General features: G+C 67.7%; 11 protein-coding genes and 2 pseudogenes. 2 read left to right on the plus strand and 11 right to left on the minus strand.

Features of this window, described 5'->3' with window-relative positions:
* From ADL12_RS55520 to ADL12_RS12595, 3 genes are all read right to left on the minus strand, one after another.
* A partial coding sequence (locus ADL12_RS55520; protein ID WP_208614525.1) for a hypothetical protein occupies positions 1-198 on the minus strand: 198 nt, incomplete at its 3' end.
* Between the two features lie 43 nt (positions 199-241).
* The gene (locus tag ADL12_RS12590) at positions 242-1981 is read right to left on the minus strand and encodes a DUF2264 domain-containing protein (protein ID WP_062701626.1); all 1740 of its coding nucleotides are present in this window, start codon (positions 1979-1981) and stop codon (positions 242-244) included.
* Between the two features lie 69 nt (positions 1982-2050).
* Positions 2051-3103: a rhamnogalacturonan acetylesterase gene (locus ADL12_RS12595; RefSeq protein WP_062701628.1), complete on the minus strand. Its 1053-nt coding sequence runs from the start codon at positions 3101-3103 to the stop codon at positions 2051-2053.
* A gap of 191 nt (positions 3104-3294) precedes the next feature.
* Here ADL12_RS12595 and ADL12_RS12600 point away from each other — a divergent pair, with 191 nt between their 5' ends.
* A complete protein-coding gene (locus ADL12_RS12600; protein WP_062701630.1) occupies positions 3295-4959 on the plus strand; it encodes a rhamnogalacturonan lyase B N-terminal domain-containing protein in 1665 nt (554 codons plus the stop codon).
* A 7-nt stretch (positions 4960-4966) separates the two neighbouring features.
* On the opposite strand, the gene ADL12_RS12605 is transcribed toward ADL12_RS12600, so the two are convergent.
* The 6 genes from ADL12_RS12605 to ADL12_RS12625 all read right to left on the minus strand — a co-directional run bounded on the left by ADL12_RS12605 (position 4967) and on the right by ADL12_RS12625 (position 10359).
* Positions 4967-6379: an RICIN domain-containing protein gene (locus ADL12_RS12605; RefSeq protein ID WP_062701632.1), complete on the minus strand. Its 1413-nt coding sequence runs from the start codon at positions 6377-6379 to the stop codon at positions 4967-4969.
* Positions 6380-6381: 2 nt separating this feature from the next.
* Positions 6382-7527 carry a glycoside hydrolase family 43 protein gene (locus ADL12_RS12610; RefSeq protein ID WP_062701633.1) on the minus strand — a complete coding sequence of 382 codons (1146 nt, stop codon included), beginning with the start codon at positions 7525-7527 and terminating at the stop codon, positions 6382-6384.
* A 270-nt stretch (positions 7528-7797) separates the two neighbouring features.
* Positions 7798-7932: a hypothetical protein gene (locus ADL12_RS57690; RefSeq protein ID WP_279617139.1), complete on the minus strand. Its 135-nt coding sequence runs from the start codon at positions 7930-7932 to the stop codon at positions 7798-7800.
* 506 nt (positions 7933-8438) lie between these two features.
* Entirely contained in the window at positions 8439-8795 is a 357-nt protein-coding gene (locus ADL12_RS12620) for a DUF6415 family natural product biosynthesis protein (RefSeq protein WP_062701638.1), read from the minus strand.
* On the minus strand, positions 8792-8986 hold the full coding sequence (locus ADL12_RS53915) for an FmdB family zinc ribbon protein (protein WP_159053149.1): 195 nt from the start codon (positions 8984-8986) through the stop codon (positions 8792-8794). The genes ADL12_RS12620 and ADL12_RS53915 overlap by 4 nt, the downstream gene beginning before the upstream one ends.
* Positions 8987-9108: 122 nt before the next feature.
* Positions 9109-10359, minus strand: a complete 1251-nt coding sequence (locus tag ADL12_RS12625) for a helix-turn-helix transcriptional regulator (RefSeq protein WP_062701639.1) — start codon at positions 10357-10359, stop codon at positions 9109-9111.
* 262 nt (positions 10360-10621) lie between these two features.
* Here ADL12_RS12625 and ADL12_RS12630 point away from each other — a divergent pair.
* Positions 10622-10801, plus strand: a pseudogene (locus ADL12_RS12630) (NUDIX hydrolase); the annotation flags it as partial.
* A 223-nt stretch (positions 10802-11024) separates the two neighbouring features.
* Here ADL12_RS12630 and ADL12_RS54940 read toward each other — a convergent pair.
* Both ADL12_RS54940 and ADL12_RS12635 read right to left on the minus strand, forming a co-directional pair.
* Positions 11025-11174, minus strand: coding sequence for a hypothetical protein (locus ADL12_RS54940; RefSeq protein WP_167364402.1), 150 nt, complete (start codon positions 11172-11174; stop codon positions 11025-11027).
* A gap of 858 nt (positions 11175-12032) precedes the next feature.
* Positions 12033-15477, minus strand: a pseudogene (locus tag ADL12_RS12635) (golvesin C-terminal-like domain-containing protein); the annotation flags it as partial.

Here is a 15477-nt window from a genome sequence, read left to right on the forward strand (position 1 = left end):
ACCCGGCCGCTTCGCGGCCCTGTCACCTCCGGCCGATACCGCGGCGCTCCGCACCGCCACCACCGGATGCGATTCCTCCCGGGCGTGAACGCCCGGGGTTCCTCGCAAGATCACGCTGAAGAACGCCAAGTGCGCGAACGGCACCTGCACCGGCACCTTCGCGGGCACGTCCTTCCGGCTCATCGACTGGAACGCCAAGTCGCGCGCCTCACGCCCTGAGCGATGCCCAGTCAGCCCAAGCTCAGGAGGGCGTGACGTCCACCCCGTTCTCATCCAGCCGGACCCGCACCTCGCGCCCCGCGCTCCAGCGGACGTGGATCTCGCCCGTCTCCGCCACGTCCACGGACACCAGTCCCTGAAGCGGCGCAGGGTGCGGCTCGGCGGTGAGGCGGGCGAGGGCGACGACAACGGTGGGACCGTCCCCCGTCACTCCTGTCAGACCCTTCAGAGCCGTCGGAGCCGTCGGAGCCGTCGGAGCCGTCGGCTCGGCGTCGCTCAACAGGCCCGACACAGGCACGAGTTCCGCCTGGACGCCCTCCTCCGCCGCCCACCCCGTCACCCGCACCGCCGTCCCGGGAGCCGCGCCCACGACCCGATGGATGCGCACCTCCACCGCGCCCTCGGCCAGCACGACACTGCTCACCCGGATCCCGTCGCCGACCGAGTGCCGGGAAGCAACCCAGCCCTCCCCCACCCCCAGCGGCACGATGTCCGTACGGCTCGGGTCGTCGCCGACGATCACACTGTTGTCGTACGACGGCGAAGGCTCCGTCACCGTCGAGTAGGCGAGGCGCGTGTAGTACGGGTCGTAGCGGACGTCCTCGCTGCCGTGATTGTGGAGGCGGACCAGGCCGTCCGAACTCGTGGACTGCAGCAGCCAGTTGGGGGCGGTGATCGGCGTGACCGTGTGCGCGCGCTCGGCGGGGGCGGGCTCCTCCACCGCCGTCCACACCTCGTGGTCCGCCGGCAGGAGCAGACCGAGGAAGCCTTTGCTCGCCCAGTACGGGGAGGCCGGACCCGAATAGCCTTGCAGAATCGCCTCGTCGGGACCGTGCCAGCCGAGGGTGAGCAGGCCGCGGGCATCCACCGCGCCCCGCTCCAGGAAGTACTTCAGCGCGCCGGAGGCCAGCCGCCTCGTCTCCCCCGGCGTGAGCGGCGTACGGCCGGTGAGGGCGCCGAGCCACAGCGGGGCCGTGGTCGCGAAACGGTAGGTCAGGGAGCGGCCCTGATGCATGGGGGCGCCGTCGGCACCGAACAGGCGGGCGTAGTCCTCCAGATGCCGTGAGAGCCGACCCCCGTACAGCTCCAGCAGCCGTTCGTCCTGCGCCAGCCAGGCGTGCAGCACCGGGTACAGGTGCATCGCCCAGCCGTTGTAGTAGTCGAACTTCCGGCCGTCTCCGTCCGTGTACCAGCCGCCGCCGACGTACCAGTCCTCGATGCGCTCCAGCCCGCGGTCGATCGCCTTGCCCGACTCCTCGGCCTCGTGGCCGACCTCCTGGAGGAAGCCACCCACCGTCACCGGGAACAGCTCCCAGTTGCAGGGCCAGGCCTCGGCCGTCACCGCGTCCCCGAGCCAGGCCGCCGCCCGCTGCCGCACCCCGTCGTCCAGCCGGTCCCACAGCAGCGGCCGCGTCAGCCGCAGCGCGAGGGCGATCGACGCCGCCTCGACCAGCGGCTGGCTGCGGTCCTCGATACGGGGCCAGACCCCAAAGACGCCGGCCGCGAGTCCGTCGGCGTAGCGCTCCAACGCCGTCTCGTCCCGGCGGAAGGCCGCCAGGAGCAGCGTACGGGCGTAGCCCTCCAGGCCGTCGGAGAGGCGGCCCGACCAGCTCTCCCGGTCGCCGGGGAAGTGGTACAGGGCGCGGTCCTCGGTGGCGTACGGCTCCACCGCGGCGAGCAGGGCGTCGGCGGCCGCCTCCCAGTGGGCGCGGGTGTAGCCGGTGCGCGGGCTGCGGGTGCGGTCTTCGGGGGGCAGGTGCATCGGTTCTCTTTCTCGCCGGCTCTGTTCAGACCTGGGGCGCCCCGGTTCCGGTCAGGGCGCCCCAGGGGTCTATCCCACCCGCACCAGGCCCTCCGGCACCAGATGCCGGGCTACGAGTTCGTCGCGGACGAGCTCCGCGTACACCGTGGCGCCGTGCACCGAGGTGTGGGTGTTGTCCCGCTTCTCGTTGTAGAGGTACAGCGCCTTGGACGCCTCGACGCCCAGGGACTCCACCAGCGCCTTCGTCTTCGCCGTCAGGTCGATCAGCGGCACGTCCTCGGCCGCGGCGACCGAGCGGATGACCGCGGGGTGGTCCACGCCCAGGCCGTTCACGAGCAGGGCCGTGTTGTTGTTCAGCGTGCCGTCGGCGTTGAACCAGCGGCGCACGATCGGGGTGACGAGAACCGGCTCGCCGCCCTTCTCGCGCACGCCTGCCACCAGTGTCTCCAGATTGGCGCGGTAGGTCGCCTCGTCGGTCGTCTTGTCGTTGTGGGCGAGCTGGATCAGGACCAGGTCGCCGGGGCGGATCTGCGGCTGGACGGTGGCCCACAGGCGTGAGTCGGCGAGGTAGGTGGCCGTGCTCTCGCCGGAGTCGGCGTAGTTGGCGACGGACACGCCCTTGCGGAGGTACTGCGGGAGCTGCTGGCCCCAGCCGGAGTACGGGTCGCCGGGCTGGTCGCAGACCGTGGAGTCGCCGACGAGGAAGATCTGGCGGACGTGCCGGGCCGGGGTGACGGTGACGCCGGCGAGCGCGGGCGCCGAGCCGCCGAGGACCAGGTCCAGGCCGGGAGTGCCTGCGGGGCCCGTCGGCTCGCCCTCGGGCGTGCGGACGTTCACGGTGAAGCTGCGGGCGACGTGCTCGCCCGCCGGGGCGGCCGTCTCGGGGAGCAGGGCGCGGCGGGTCTCGCCGGTGACGCTCGTACTCGACGCGGCCTCGCCGCCGAGGAGGACCTTCACGTCGTACGTGCCGGGCGGGACGTCGAAGTGGCAGGCGGTTGCGGTGCAGTTCTCGATGCCGAGGGGGCGCTGACCGCCGTACGACCCATACGCGTGGGCCGGTGCGGCGGCCAGGCCGGTGCTCAGCGTCACCGCCGCCAGGACGGCGAGGTTGAAACGTCTCATTCGTCGGCTCCTCCACAGGACGACATGACCTGGCGCTGGACCGTACCGCTATCGGCAAGCGCTTTCTAGCCCCTGGATCAATTTCACAAGATTGCCAACTTCCTCGCGGCGAAAGCCCTTTCGCGAAATCGATTCAACTGTCACTCTCACTCACACCCGCAACCCCCACATGTCTCGAAGGAGGCACCCCCATGTCCGGATCCGCGAACAGACCGGTCCGACGCCGCGCCTTCGTCCTCGGAACCGCGGCCGCGGTGGGCACGGCGGCCCTGAGCGGCACCGCGTCCGCCGCGACCTTCGGCTGGAGCGACGACGGCACGAACTACGTCGTCGACACCGGCGCCAACCTCGTCTTCAAGGTCCGCAAGTCCAACGGCGATCTGAGCTCGCTGGTTTACCGGGGCACGGAGTACCAGGGCTACGGCGGCATGAACTCGCACATCGAGTCCGGCCTCGGCACCTCCACCGTGTCGATCAGACAGTCGGGTTCGACGATCCTCGTCTCGGTGGCGTACGGCACCCTGCGGCACTACTACGCGGCCCGCAGCGGCGAGAACAACATCTACGTGTGGACCAACAAGGCCGACGACTCGGTCTCGGCGACCCGCTTCATCCTGCGCACCCGGCCGGGCCTGTTCCTCAACGACGAGCCCGACTCCTACACCTACGCGCCCACCACCATCGAGGCCTCCGACGTGTTCCGGAAGTCCGACGGCCAGACCCGCTCGAAGCACTACTCGAAGCTGCGCGTCATGGACTACAACTACGTCGGCTGGTCCAGTGGCGGCGTCGGCCTGTGGATCGTGCGCAGCAACCACGAGAAGGCCTCCGGCGGCCCCTTCTACCGCTCCCTGCTGCGGCACCAGAGCGCGGACGGCGGCGGCCTGTACGAGATCCTGTACTACGGCCAGAACCAGACCGAGGCCCAGCGCTTCGGCCTCCAGGGCCCGTACGTCATCGCCCTCACGGACGGCGGGGCGCCCTCCTCGTCGCTGTTCCCGGGCACGCTCACCACGTCGTGGGCGGACTCGCTCGGCATGTCCGGGTACGTCGGCGCGAGCGGGCGCGGCAAGGTGGCCGGGGTCGGGATCTCCGGGCGGAACACGGCGTACGCGTACACCGTCGCGCTCGCCAACTCGACCGCCCAGTACTGGGGTTCGGCACGGTCGTCGGACGGCTTCTTCTCGATCGGGGGCGTGCTGCCGGGGACGTACACGCTCACCGTCTTCAAGGGTGAACTCGCCGTCCACACCACCTCGGTGTCGGTCACGGCCGGTGGCACGACCACCCTCAACACGATCGCGATCCCGTCCTCCAACGACCCGGGCAACGCCACCGCGATCTGGCGGATCGGCGACTGGAACGGCGCGCCCAGCGGCTTCAAGAACGCCGACCTGATGACGTACGCGCACCCGTCCGACGTCCGGGCCGCCTCCTGGACCGGCAACGTCGTCATCGGCAACAACGAGACGGCGTCCTTCCCCTGCTACCTCTGGAAGGACGTCAACAGCGGGATCCTGGTGTACTTCCGGCTGACGGCGGCCCAGGCCGCGGCCGCGCACACCCTTCGGATCGGGGTGACGACGGCGTACGCCAACGGCCGCCCCCAGGTGTCGGTCAACGGCGCCTGGACGTCCGCCATCCCCTCCCCGCCCACGCAGCCGAACACCCGGTCGCTGACCAACGGTTCGTACCGGGGCAACAACCACACGTTCACGTACAGCGTGCCGGCGTCCGCCTGGCAGACGGACACCGGCCAGTACAACGTGCTGAAGATCGACGTGGTGAGCGGTTCGGGGACGACGGGCTACCTCAGCGCGGGCACGGCGATCGACGCGATCGACCTGCTCGCCTGACGGCAGCTCATGTCCCGCGCGTCCACTGCTGGTTCGTCGCGCCGTTGCACGTGTACGTGATGATCGCGGCGCCGTTGGCGGTGGACGCGCCGTTCACGTCCAGGCACTCCCCGGTCGCGCGGGACTTGATGTTCACGTAGGAGCCGGTGGTGGTGAGCGACCACTGCTGGCCGGTCGAGGAGGCGTTGCAGTTCTCCTGGGTGACCGTGCTCGCGTTCTCCTGCACGCACAGGGAACTGTTCCTGACCATCAGCTGGTAGTAGCCACTGCCCACCGACTTGAACCAGTACTTCTGGTTGTTGCCGCCGTTGCAGTCGTACTGCTTGATCTGGGCGCCCTGCCACAGCGACTGGCTGGTCACGTCGGCGCACTTGGCGGAGTTCCGGGCGATCAGCGTGTTGTACGTGGCGCTCGTCCCGCTGATCGACCCGGTGGCGGTGTCGATGGTGACCTCGGGGGACCAGGACATGGACATCGAGGTCGAGGAGGGGAAGGTCAGCGGCAGCCAGACGTAGCGGGAGTCGTTGACGGTGCCGCCGAAGGAGTTGCCCCAGCGGTCGCCCATGTAGAGGTACGAGGTGGTCGAAGTGCCCTGCACAGGCAGGACGTACGCGGTCTGCGAGCCGTAGGTCGTGGAGTCGCCGATGTTCGTCATCGCGGTCCACGGGCCTGCGATGTTGGTGGCCGTGGCGTACTGCTGCTGGTTGGGGTTCCAGCCGGTCGCGCCCGACGTCAGCATGAAGTAGACGCCGCCCCGCTTGAACAGGGCGGGTGCCTCGCGGTGGCCGCCGTGCCAGGGGTCGGCGACCAGGGCCGCGATGCCTGTGTAGTCGCTGGTCAGGCGGTAGATCTGCAGGTCGTAGTTCTCGCGGGCGGCGGAGGCCATGTAACCGGTGCCATCGGTGTCGACGAAGACCGTGATGTCGCGGGACATGTGCTGGCCGAGCGGGCGGAAGCTGCCCTTCCAGGTGTAGTTGCCGTCGACGGTGTCGGAGACGGCGACGGCTGCGCGGGCCTCGCTGTAGTCGGTGCCGTTCTCCTTGTGCATCCACATGACGAACTTGCCGGTGGAGGCGTTGTACATGACCTTCGGGCGCTCGATGTTGGCGGTGGCCAGCTCCGAGGCGGACGACTGGGTCAGGACGTGGTTCCGGAACTCCCAGTTCTTCAGGTCGGTGGAGCGGTAGGCGTCCACGTACCGGAAGGTGTTGTCGGAGTTGCGGTGCTCGCCGAACCAGTAGTAGTAGGAGCCGACCTTGATGACACCGCCGCCGTGGGCGTGCACGGGGTTGCCCGAGGTGTCGGTGAACTGGGTACCGGTGGTGAGGGACTGGGGTGCCGCCTGGGCGGGGCCGGCGGTGACCAGGGCGCCGGCGAGGGCCAGACAGAGGGCGAGCAGAACCGCGTACGCACGTCTCATCTTCACGCACTCTCCTTCACGGTTACGGCAGTTGTCCCGGAAGTCGTCCCGGCGGTCGTGTCCGCCGCCGTGTCGGCCACGGGGATGCCGAAGTTCGGGGTGCCGTCGGGGTTCCAGCCGAGCTTCTGGATGCGGGTGTGGCGGTTGGGGTCGTTCAGCGGGTCGCCGACGATCTCCTTGTACTGGCGGGCGTGGTAGACGAGGACGTCGGTGCGGCCGTCCTCGGCGACGGTGAAGCAGTTGTGGCCGGGGCCGTACTGCTGGGTGGTGTCGTTGCTGGTGAAGACCGGGGTGGGGGACTTGGACCAGCTGGCCGGGTCCATGAGCTCGCTGTCGGCGTCGGCGGTGAGCATGCCGACGCAGTAGTGGTGGTCGGTGGCGGAGGCCGAGTAGGTGAGGAAGATGCGGCCGTTGCGCTTGAGGACGTAGGCGCCTTCGTTCACCTTGTAGCCGATGCACTCCCAGTCGTACTCCGGTGTGGACAGCCGTACTTGAGGCCCCGTCAGGGTCCACGGGTTCGCCATCTCGGAGAGGAACAGACCGGTGTTGTTGTCCATCCCGGGCTCGTGCTGCGCCCAGCACAGGTAGCGGGTGCCGCGGTGGGTGAAGGTGGTGGCGTCCAGGGAGAAGGTCTCCCAGGCCGTCTTGACCTGCCCCTTCTCCACCCAGGTGCCCTTGAAGGGGTTGGGGTGGGAGTTCTCCAGGACCCAGATGCGGATCTTCCACACGTCCTCGGCGGGCGCGGAGGCGAAGTAGATGTACCACTTGCCGCCGATGCGATGCAGCTCCGGCGCCCAGATGTGCGCGCCCATGTCACCGGTGGCGTGGGCCCGCCAGATGACCGACTCGGCTGCCGTGGACAGGCCGTTCAGGGTGCGCGAGCGGCGCAGGATGATGCGGTCGTACTCGGGGGCGGTGGCCGTGAAGTAGTAGAAGCCGTCGGTGTGCCGGTGGATGTGCGGGTCGGCGCGCTGCTGGACGAGGGGGTTCACGTAGGGGGCTGCCTTCGGGGGTGCGGCCTGGGCGACGCCGGGGAGGGCAGAGGCGGCGGTCAGGGCGCCGGCGGCTGCGGCGCTCTTCAGGAGCAGTCTGCGGCTGGGGGATTGGGGGATGTGGGGGGCTTGGGGCAGATCGTGATCTCGGCTCATGCGGACTGCCTCTCAGGGGGACCCGTTCAAGATTGTTCGGGATAACGAACAGCATCTGTGATTACGAACGGCTGAAAGGTAAGGGCGTGCTACCAGGAGGTCAACGGGTCCGGCGAGACAAACAGCGTATGGCTCGACACCAAACCGGGCTGAGCCGTCAGGGTCGGTGATTGCGCCACGGGCTGGACGGTGGCGTGGTCGCGCTGAGCGGCCCACCCTCCCACCACTGGCGCGATCGGCACGCGGGCTAGTGACGGGGGCTGAGGGCGTCTACCGCCGAGGGCGGTCGGGCACCGAGACGGTCTGGGTCGGCGGTCTCTTGCACAGCTCCTTGTGCAGGTAGACCGTCGCGCTGGCGCCCGTTGGGGAGTGGTTGACGTAGGCCTCGTACTCGCCATCTTGCATTGGCTTGTCACATCGTCCGCAGAGCTTCACTCGTCGCCTCTCGCGCATGTCCGGCCCGTCCGCCACGAGGGAAGCAGACGAGCGGGGCCGGTCAGGGGATCATCAGGTCGGGCGTCCAGTTGGGGATTCCGCAGTAGTCGCAGGCGGTGGGCTTGCCACCTCCGACCGGGCTTCCGTTCCCAGCCGGAGGGGCGTCTGTGGGTCCGGCCCTGACCCTGCGGTCGCCGTGGGGCCCCCTTACGCCGAGGCGGGCGGCTGCTCAGTGGCGGGGCCGCGATGTGCCTGCCGCCATTCCTCGTAAAGCCGGTCTCCGGTCTCACACGGGAGGTTGGCGTTCTCGCCGACCTCGTTCACGGTCATGCAGGTCGGGCAGGACGTTGAGTGCTCCGCCAGACACCGGAACGCTGCCTGCGTGGGCGTCTCATCGGAGGCGACGACGAGTTGCTGATGCGCGGAGCCCGAAGTCTGGTCCCGCCACTGCCATCCGGCTCGGGGCGTCATACCGGTCAGCTCCCGTTCAGGTTCTGGTAGTGGTCGCACAGGGCGTTGGCGGAGCGGGCGAGTTTCTGCGCCACGGCCACGCGGGCGGGCAGCGTGCTGCCATCTCCGATGCGGAGCTTCCTGCGCGCCTCACTTACACACGCGAGGGCGCAATACCGCGGGACGCTGTCCCTCGGCTGCCGTCCGGCCGCCGCCTCGACCTCGGGGACAAGCAACTCGATGTGGCCGCGCAAGGTCAATGCGAGTGTGTCCAACTGGCCCGTGGGGGGCGCTTCGGTGAGGGTACGGCGCACGGTGGCGCGCATCGTCTCGATGTCCACCGGATCTGTGTTGCTGCCCGTCTCGTCGCGGGTGGCGTTCACCGGGTCACCGCCCGTCCGGCCCGGCAGCGGGGGCACGCGCACGGCGGGTTCACGGACATCGCGCGCAACGGCTCGAAGCCGTGCAGGATGCTGACCGTGCCGCGCTCGGCGGTGACCGATCCGTAGCGGTCCACGGAGTACATACGGATGGTCATCTTGACCCCGGGCTTTGCCAGGGCTGTAGTTTTCATGGTGTCGGCGCTCCTCGGCAGCGTTGGCACCCCCGGCGAGGTCTAGCCACCTCGTCGGGGACTGACGCTCCGACCGTAGGACCGCCTACACAGCACCGCCGACCGTAATCCGGTCGCTACGCTCAGGCAGCGAGCATGCCGACCCTCATCGCCAGGTCAGCGGCACGGCGCCGACGGGCGGCCTGCGTCGACTCCACTTCCTCCAACAGGATCACCCTGGCGTAGCCGTTGTACCGGATCGTTTCCGGTGCGGCCTCGAACGCCTTCTCCAGCGACGCCACCGCTGTGTCCGGCTGGTTGTCCAGCTGATAGCCGCGGGCTTCCTCGATGCGATGCCGGGCGCGGCGCGGGCGGGACTTGATGACGTTCTGGTCCGCCCTCGCGGCCTGCCGTACGGACTCGCCGCCCTGGTGAAGCTCCACAGCCACTGTGACCGCGTGGGCACCCATGATGGCCCGCGAGAACGACGTGACCGGGTGGTAGTAGTCGGTGCGCAGCCGCTCCGCCATCTTCCGCGCCTTGTCCCAGTGCCGCCACGCTGTGCCGGTCTCCCGTCGGCGGGCCGCGGTGTAGCCGAGCTCGAACTCCAGGGCACCGGCGATGGCGAGCACGTCATCGCCGGCATCGGACAGCAGGGGGGCCAGGAACCGGACCGCCTCCAGGTTCACGGCGTCGGCCGCGTCGAAGTGCCGCAGCCCGCTGTCACGGTGGGCTTGGGCCAGCAGCCATGAGGCGACTCCGATCGCGTGCGGGTCTTCACTCTCCTGGGCAGCGATCATGCCGCGCTCAGCAACCCGCCACAGCAGGGAACTGTCCGGCTGGTACGCGATGAAGAACTGGCTGAGGCTGTAGGCCTCGGCGAGCAGCGCCTGTGCCCGGCGGCGTTCGGCAGCGGAGTCGGCGTGCCTGACGAGGGCCTGCGCGTCGCGGATCAGGTCGGGCAGCAGCTTGCCGATCGCCTCGCGGTGGTTCTTCGCCGCGTGGCGCGCCTTCCACGCGGCGTGCATCCGGGCCTCAAGATGCGCCACCGGGGGCGGCTCGACGCTGGCCGTGAGCGGGTAACCGTCGATGGCGGCCTTGACGGCAGCCAGGCGCGGATGGCCGGGACCGATGAAGAGGTCGACATGTGCCTCGGGTCGGCCGGTCAGGTCTGCCAGGTCGCGAACCCGCAATGCCTCAGCGATCCGTAGCACCTTTTCGAGGTCGGGCGCCTTCTGCTGCCCGTTCTCGATCTTTCGAAGGGTGTGCGGCGAGACACCGACGAGATCGGCCAGTTGAGCTTGGGTCATTCCGCGGCGCTCGCGGAGGATCTGTACCCGTTGGCCGAACTTCAGCGGATCAGCGTACGGGTCTGGGGTAGCGTCTTCGGACATCACGGCCTTGCCCCTCCTAGCAGCTTCGTCACTGTCAGAGTAGGGGGCAGGGCCGGTTTCGTGTGATACTCCGGCCAAGCCTGCGCCCCCAACCCCGGGTCACTGACGACGTCGTCGATCGGATCGATGACACACTGCGCACTCCCTTGTAGGCGCCGCGGCGTGCTGGATGGGCGGGTACCCGACGAGAGGCTTGAGCGTGTCTGTGTGGCGGAACCTGGGCGAGCGCACTGTGTACGAGAACCCGTGAGTCAAGGTCGCGATGGCCGACGTGGAGCTGCTCGACGGCCGACACCTTGACCACACTGTCATTCGGCTGGGTCCGGTGGCGGTCGCCACGGTCGTGAACGAGGCGAACGAGGTCCTGCTGCTGTGGCGGCATCGGTTCATTACAGACGCGTGGGGCTGGGAGCTACCCTCCGGCGGTACGGGCGAGGGCGAGACGCTCGTCAGCGTCGAGCTGGTCTCCGGCGAGGTCACGATCACGATGCCCTCCGACATCGCCCTGTACGTGAAGGTCTTCAACGAAATGCCCAGCATGGCCGTGTATGGCGCCGAGGCTCGCACCCTGATTGCGCAGGCAATCAGGGCCCTGCGCTGACCCCGGGTACGACGAAACGCCCCCTGCAGCCCGCGTTGGGGCCGTGCAGGGGGCATCGTTGTGTTCAGCCGATGATGTGGAGCAGGAACCAGGCCGCGAACGCGGTCGACGCGGCGGCGAACACCGTGCGTCCGGCGGGGGTGTTGACGCGGAACCAGGGGCGCGTGCGCTCCGACAGCGTGTCGCCGGGGCGGCCGTTCCGGATCGCACACACCTTCACCGCAGTACCCACCGGGTCGCGAGCCCAATCGGGCCGACGATGCCCCTGGGCCCTGACGCGAGGCCAGGGCCCAGGAGGTTCATGCCTGCGGCGTGATGATGTTTACCGCCCTGTCCTCCGACCTGGTGACATTCGGAACATTCCGAAGAGCATGCCGCCTCGCATCACCTGCTGGAGCACCCTGCGTGTGCCGAGCATGTTGGCGAGCCTGTCCTTCATGCCAGCGTCGTAGATCTTGCCCTCGATCAGGCCATTCGTCTTCTCAGGGATGGTCATCCCGGTGTATTTGGAAAGGTCCTGGCTGCAGGTCTTCGAGCAGATCAGATTGGGGGAGAGGGCGGTGTACACCGTCCCCAGCTTTCCTCCAAGGAACTCTCTCTGAAGTTCGGGGCTCTTACGCAGAGCTGCTCCCGCACCCTCGGAGTGTCCCTTGCCCGTAAGCCCTGCATTTGCGTTGACCTGGAAGACGGGAATTCCGGCCTTGCCAAGCGTATTGAGTGCTTCGGAGGACATTTTCCCCTTGCTCATCAGGACCAGGACCCGGTTCACGGTGTTTCCGTCGTCACCCTTCACCTCCGCGACGGAGACGATGGCATTGAAGTTGCTGTACGACCAGCCGCCACCCTTCTCGTATTCCTTGTTGACAACCGAAAGAGCCGCCTCGAACTGGTAGCCCGTGCGAAGGTCCCGCAGCTCAGCGTTGGGAAGCTTGGGCAGGTTCTTCGGGTCGTTGATAACGCGCAGGCCAGACGGATTACTCCGGACGGGTGACGGCGCCTTGTAGTCGATGTCCCAGCCGCTGGAGCTGGTCATCCGGCAGGTGTAGCCCCGCTCGTTGCACTCCGCCGGCCGGTGACCGTCCAGCTCTATGAAGTTGGTCGGGTTGCCGCCGGCGAAGGCGTACCGGTTGCTGGTGTACGGGTCAGCGCCGAGACCCATGTCCGCGAGGGCCCCGTTGTACATGTCCCGGGTGGTGAAGCGGTTCAGCCCCGGGTTGTAGTCCCGGAAGCCCATGTCGTACGTACCCGACTGGGCGTCCCAGCGCTTGGAGTTGAAGCGGTACGGGTTGTAGGGCTCCTTCGTCGGATCGCTGGCGACGGGCTTGTCGATCCCGGTGAACTCGGACTCGTCGTCCTTGCCGTACGCGGTGTAGCCGTAGGTGGCCTGGGTGTCGCCGTTGCCGTCCGTCAGGGTTTCGACATCGGTGTGGCCGTTGTAGCCGTAGTAGCCGTTCTCCGTTGTCCCGTCCGTGTTGTGTGTCACCTGGGACAGGCGCTCGCCCCACGGGTTGTACTGGTACGACTTGGTCAGCTGGCCCGCGACCTTCTCGTCCAGCACCTCATCGGACAGGCCCAGGTAGGTGAAGTCGGTGGTCTTGCCGTCCGCCGTCTTCGACGCCGTACGGTCCAGCGGGTCGAAGGTGTACTTGGTGGACTTCAGCGTGCCCGTGTCGTCCGTCTTCTGGGACTCCACGACGTGGTCGAAGCCGTCATACACGCTCCGCTCGATGACCTGGCCGCTGCTGGTGACGGATTCCTGGCGGCCGAACGGGTCGTAGTTGTAGTTCGCCGTGTCCCCACCCACGGTGGCGGACAGCAGCCGATTGCGATCGTAGATGTATGTCGCCGACGTGCCCTTGACGGTCTGGCTGATGACGTTGGCGTTGTCGTCGTGGACGTACGTCTCCGTCGCCGCGCCGTTACCGGTCTTGACCGACTTGGCGAGTCGGTCCACTGGGTCGTAGGTGTAGTCCGTGGTGGAGTCGAGATACGCCGCGTGGTTGTCGGCGTTCATCTTCTTCGCGATGTCCTGCGCCTTGTTCCCGTTTGGGTCATAGGCGTACGTGTGCGAGGAGACGAGGGTGCCGTTGGGCTTCTTCTCCGCCAAGGATTTGACGACCCCGTCGAGGTAATAGGTGTAGTCGACGGTGTTGCCGTTGGCCTTGGTCTCCTGCAGCGTCAGACCGCGGTCGGTGTAGGTGTACGACGTGACCTTCGGTGACGCGTCCGTCGCGGTCTTGCCGACCGAGACAATCCGGATCTGGTTCCGCAGATCGTAGGTGTACTTGGAGAACTGGTCGGGGTGGGTGACCGTCTCCGCCTGACCATTGGCGTCGTACGTGTACGCCGTGGTCTTCTTCTCCTGGCCGGCGAGTGCCTCGGTGACCGTCTTGACCTGGTTGAGGCCCGTGTAGCCGACCGTGTAGGCATCGATCTTCGCCCCGGAGGACGTGTCGTCGATCGACGTGAGGTTGCCGTTGACGTCGTAGCCGTAGGCGAAGGTGCGCTTTTCGCTGTCGGCCGGTTCGCCGGTCGTGTCACGGACCAGCTTGACGGCGTCGGCGACCACGATGCCGGCGCTGTTCTGCGTCAACTGCAGCTTGGCACTGTTGCCTTGCTTGAAGGAGTAGGCCCCGAGCGAGACCCAGGTGCCGGTCGCCGCGTTCTGGTCCTTCGTTACGTCCGCCGTGCCGGTGGCGTGAGTCAGGGTGTACTTCGCGGTTGTGGCCGCGCCGGTCACCTTGGGGTACTTAACGTACGCGGTGTACGTGCCGTCCTTGGGGACGTTGAGCGCCCAGGTGAAGGTGTCCGTGCCCGAGCCCGCCGTGTGCGTGCGGTGGTCGTAGCCCTGCTGACCGGCGACGTCTCCCTTCGCCCAGGTGCCGGACGAGGACGTGTTCTGGGTGTCGGAGTTGTCGGCCAGGACCACGTCCTTGCCGACGGGCACACCGTCATCAGTGCGGGTCTTGAGTGACCCGTCCGGGTAGTAGGTCCAGCCCATCGTGCGATCGGACGAGCCGCCCGCGGAGACCAGGGTCCGAGCGGCCTGCTGGCCCAGTTCGTTGTACTCGTACGTGGTGACGATGTCCCACGGGTCCGTGGCCGACTTCGCCCACCCGTTGTCGAAGTAGGTGTAGGTGGTGTCGTTGCGGACCGTCTGGCCCTCGGACGGCGGCAACGAGATCTTCGCCACCCGGCCGACCGCGTCGTACTCGGTCCGGGTGTAGACGTCAGCCTTGTTGTAGCGGGCATCCGCGGGGTCGTACGGCTGGAACTCCTTCACCGGGCGGTTGAGCGGGTCGTACTCGGTGCGTGCGGTGAAGTCGTCCGCCGTGGCCGTCGCCGCACCGCGCGGGGTGATCACCTTGGTGTTGTTGCCGACCTGGTCGTACTCGTACCTGGTCGTCCGGTAGGTGACGGTCGTCGTGCCGACGTGCGGAACCTTGATCTCGGTCTGGTTGCCGCGCTCGTCGTAGCCGATGGTCGTGGTGTTGTTCTCGGCGTCCGTGGTGGAGACGACAAGCGAGTCCTTGTCGTAGGACCAGTTCGTCGGCTGGCCCGCAGCATCGGTGACCGAGGTGACCCGGTGGTTCAGGTCGTAGGCCGTCTTGGTGGCGTAGTCGGCAGTGTCCGCGGTGGCGTTCTTCTTCGGATCGACGACCGTGACCACGTTGCCGACGTTGTCGTACTCGTAGCTGACCTTGTCTTGGTCGGCGTTGACGACCGAGGCCAGCTGGTAGATCTCGTCATAGTGGTTCGTCGTGACGTAGTCCGTCGTATCGGACGTGGTCAGCGTGCCCTTCGGCTCGGTCGTCGTCTTGAGGTTGCCGACCTTGTCGTAGGTGTAGGTCGACTTCCGAGGATCGGAGTTGTTGTTCGCCGGGGCCGTGGCTTCCTTGACCTGGTCCGTGGCGTCGTAGACGGCCGTGGACACCGCGCCGTTGGGGGCGGTCGACCTGGTGATGTTGTCGTTGGCGTCGTACTCCGGCGCCGGGGTCGTGATCAGGACTCCCTTGTCCTGCTCCTTGGGCACCGTGCCGGCCAGCGGACGGCCGAAGGTGTCATACGTCTGCGTGATCACCTTGACGTCGGCGTCGATGACCTTGGTGACCTGGCCCCGTTCGTCGTACTCGTACGACGTCGGGTTCTGCAGAGCGTCGGTGATCGTCTCCGGGTAGCCTGTGGGCCCGAAGCCACTGTTCGTGGTCGGGTTGCCGTTGGCGTCGGTGGCCTTGGTCAGCTGACCGTAGGCGTCGTAGTCGTACTTCGTGGTGTAGTCACCGGCAACCGTGGTGGTCGCGACGCCCTTGGGGTCGGTGACCGTCTTCAGGTTGCCGAAGCTGTCGTAGCCGAACTGCCAGACGCGGCCCTCCGGGGAGGTCTTGCGGAACAGGTCGGCGGAGTAGCCGTCAGCGCGGGTCTGGTACTCGTACTTCGCCGCGTTCGCCGGCCACTTGGTGGTGTCCGACACACAGGTGGCCGTCTGGTCCGGCACGCCCACCTTGTTGTTCTCCGCG

Source organism: Streptomyces regalis (assembly GCF_001509475.1).
Taxonomy (GTDB): domain Bacteria; phylum Actinomycetota; class Actinomycetes; order Streptomycetales; family Streptomycetaceae; genus Streptomyces; species Streptomyces regalis.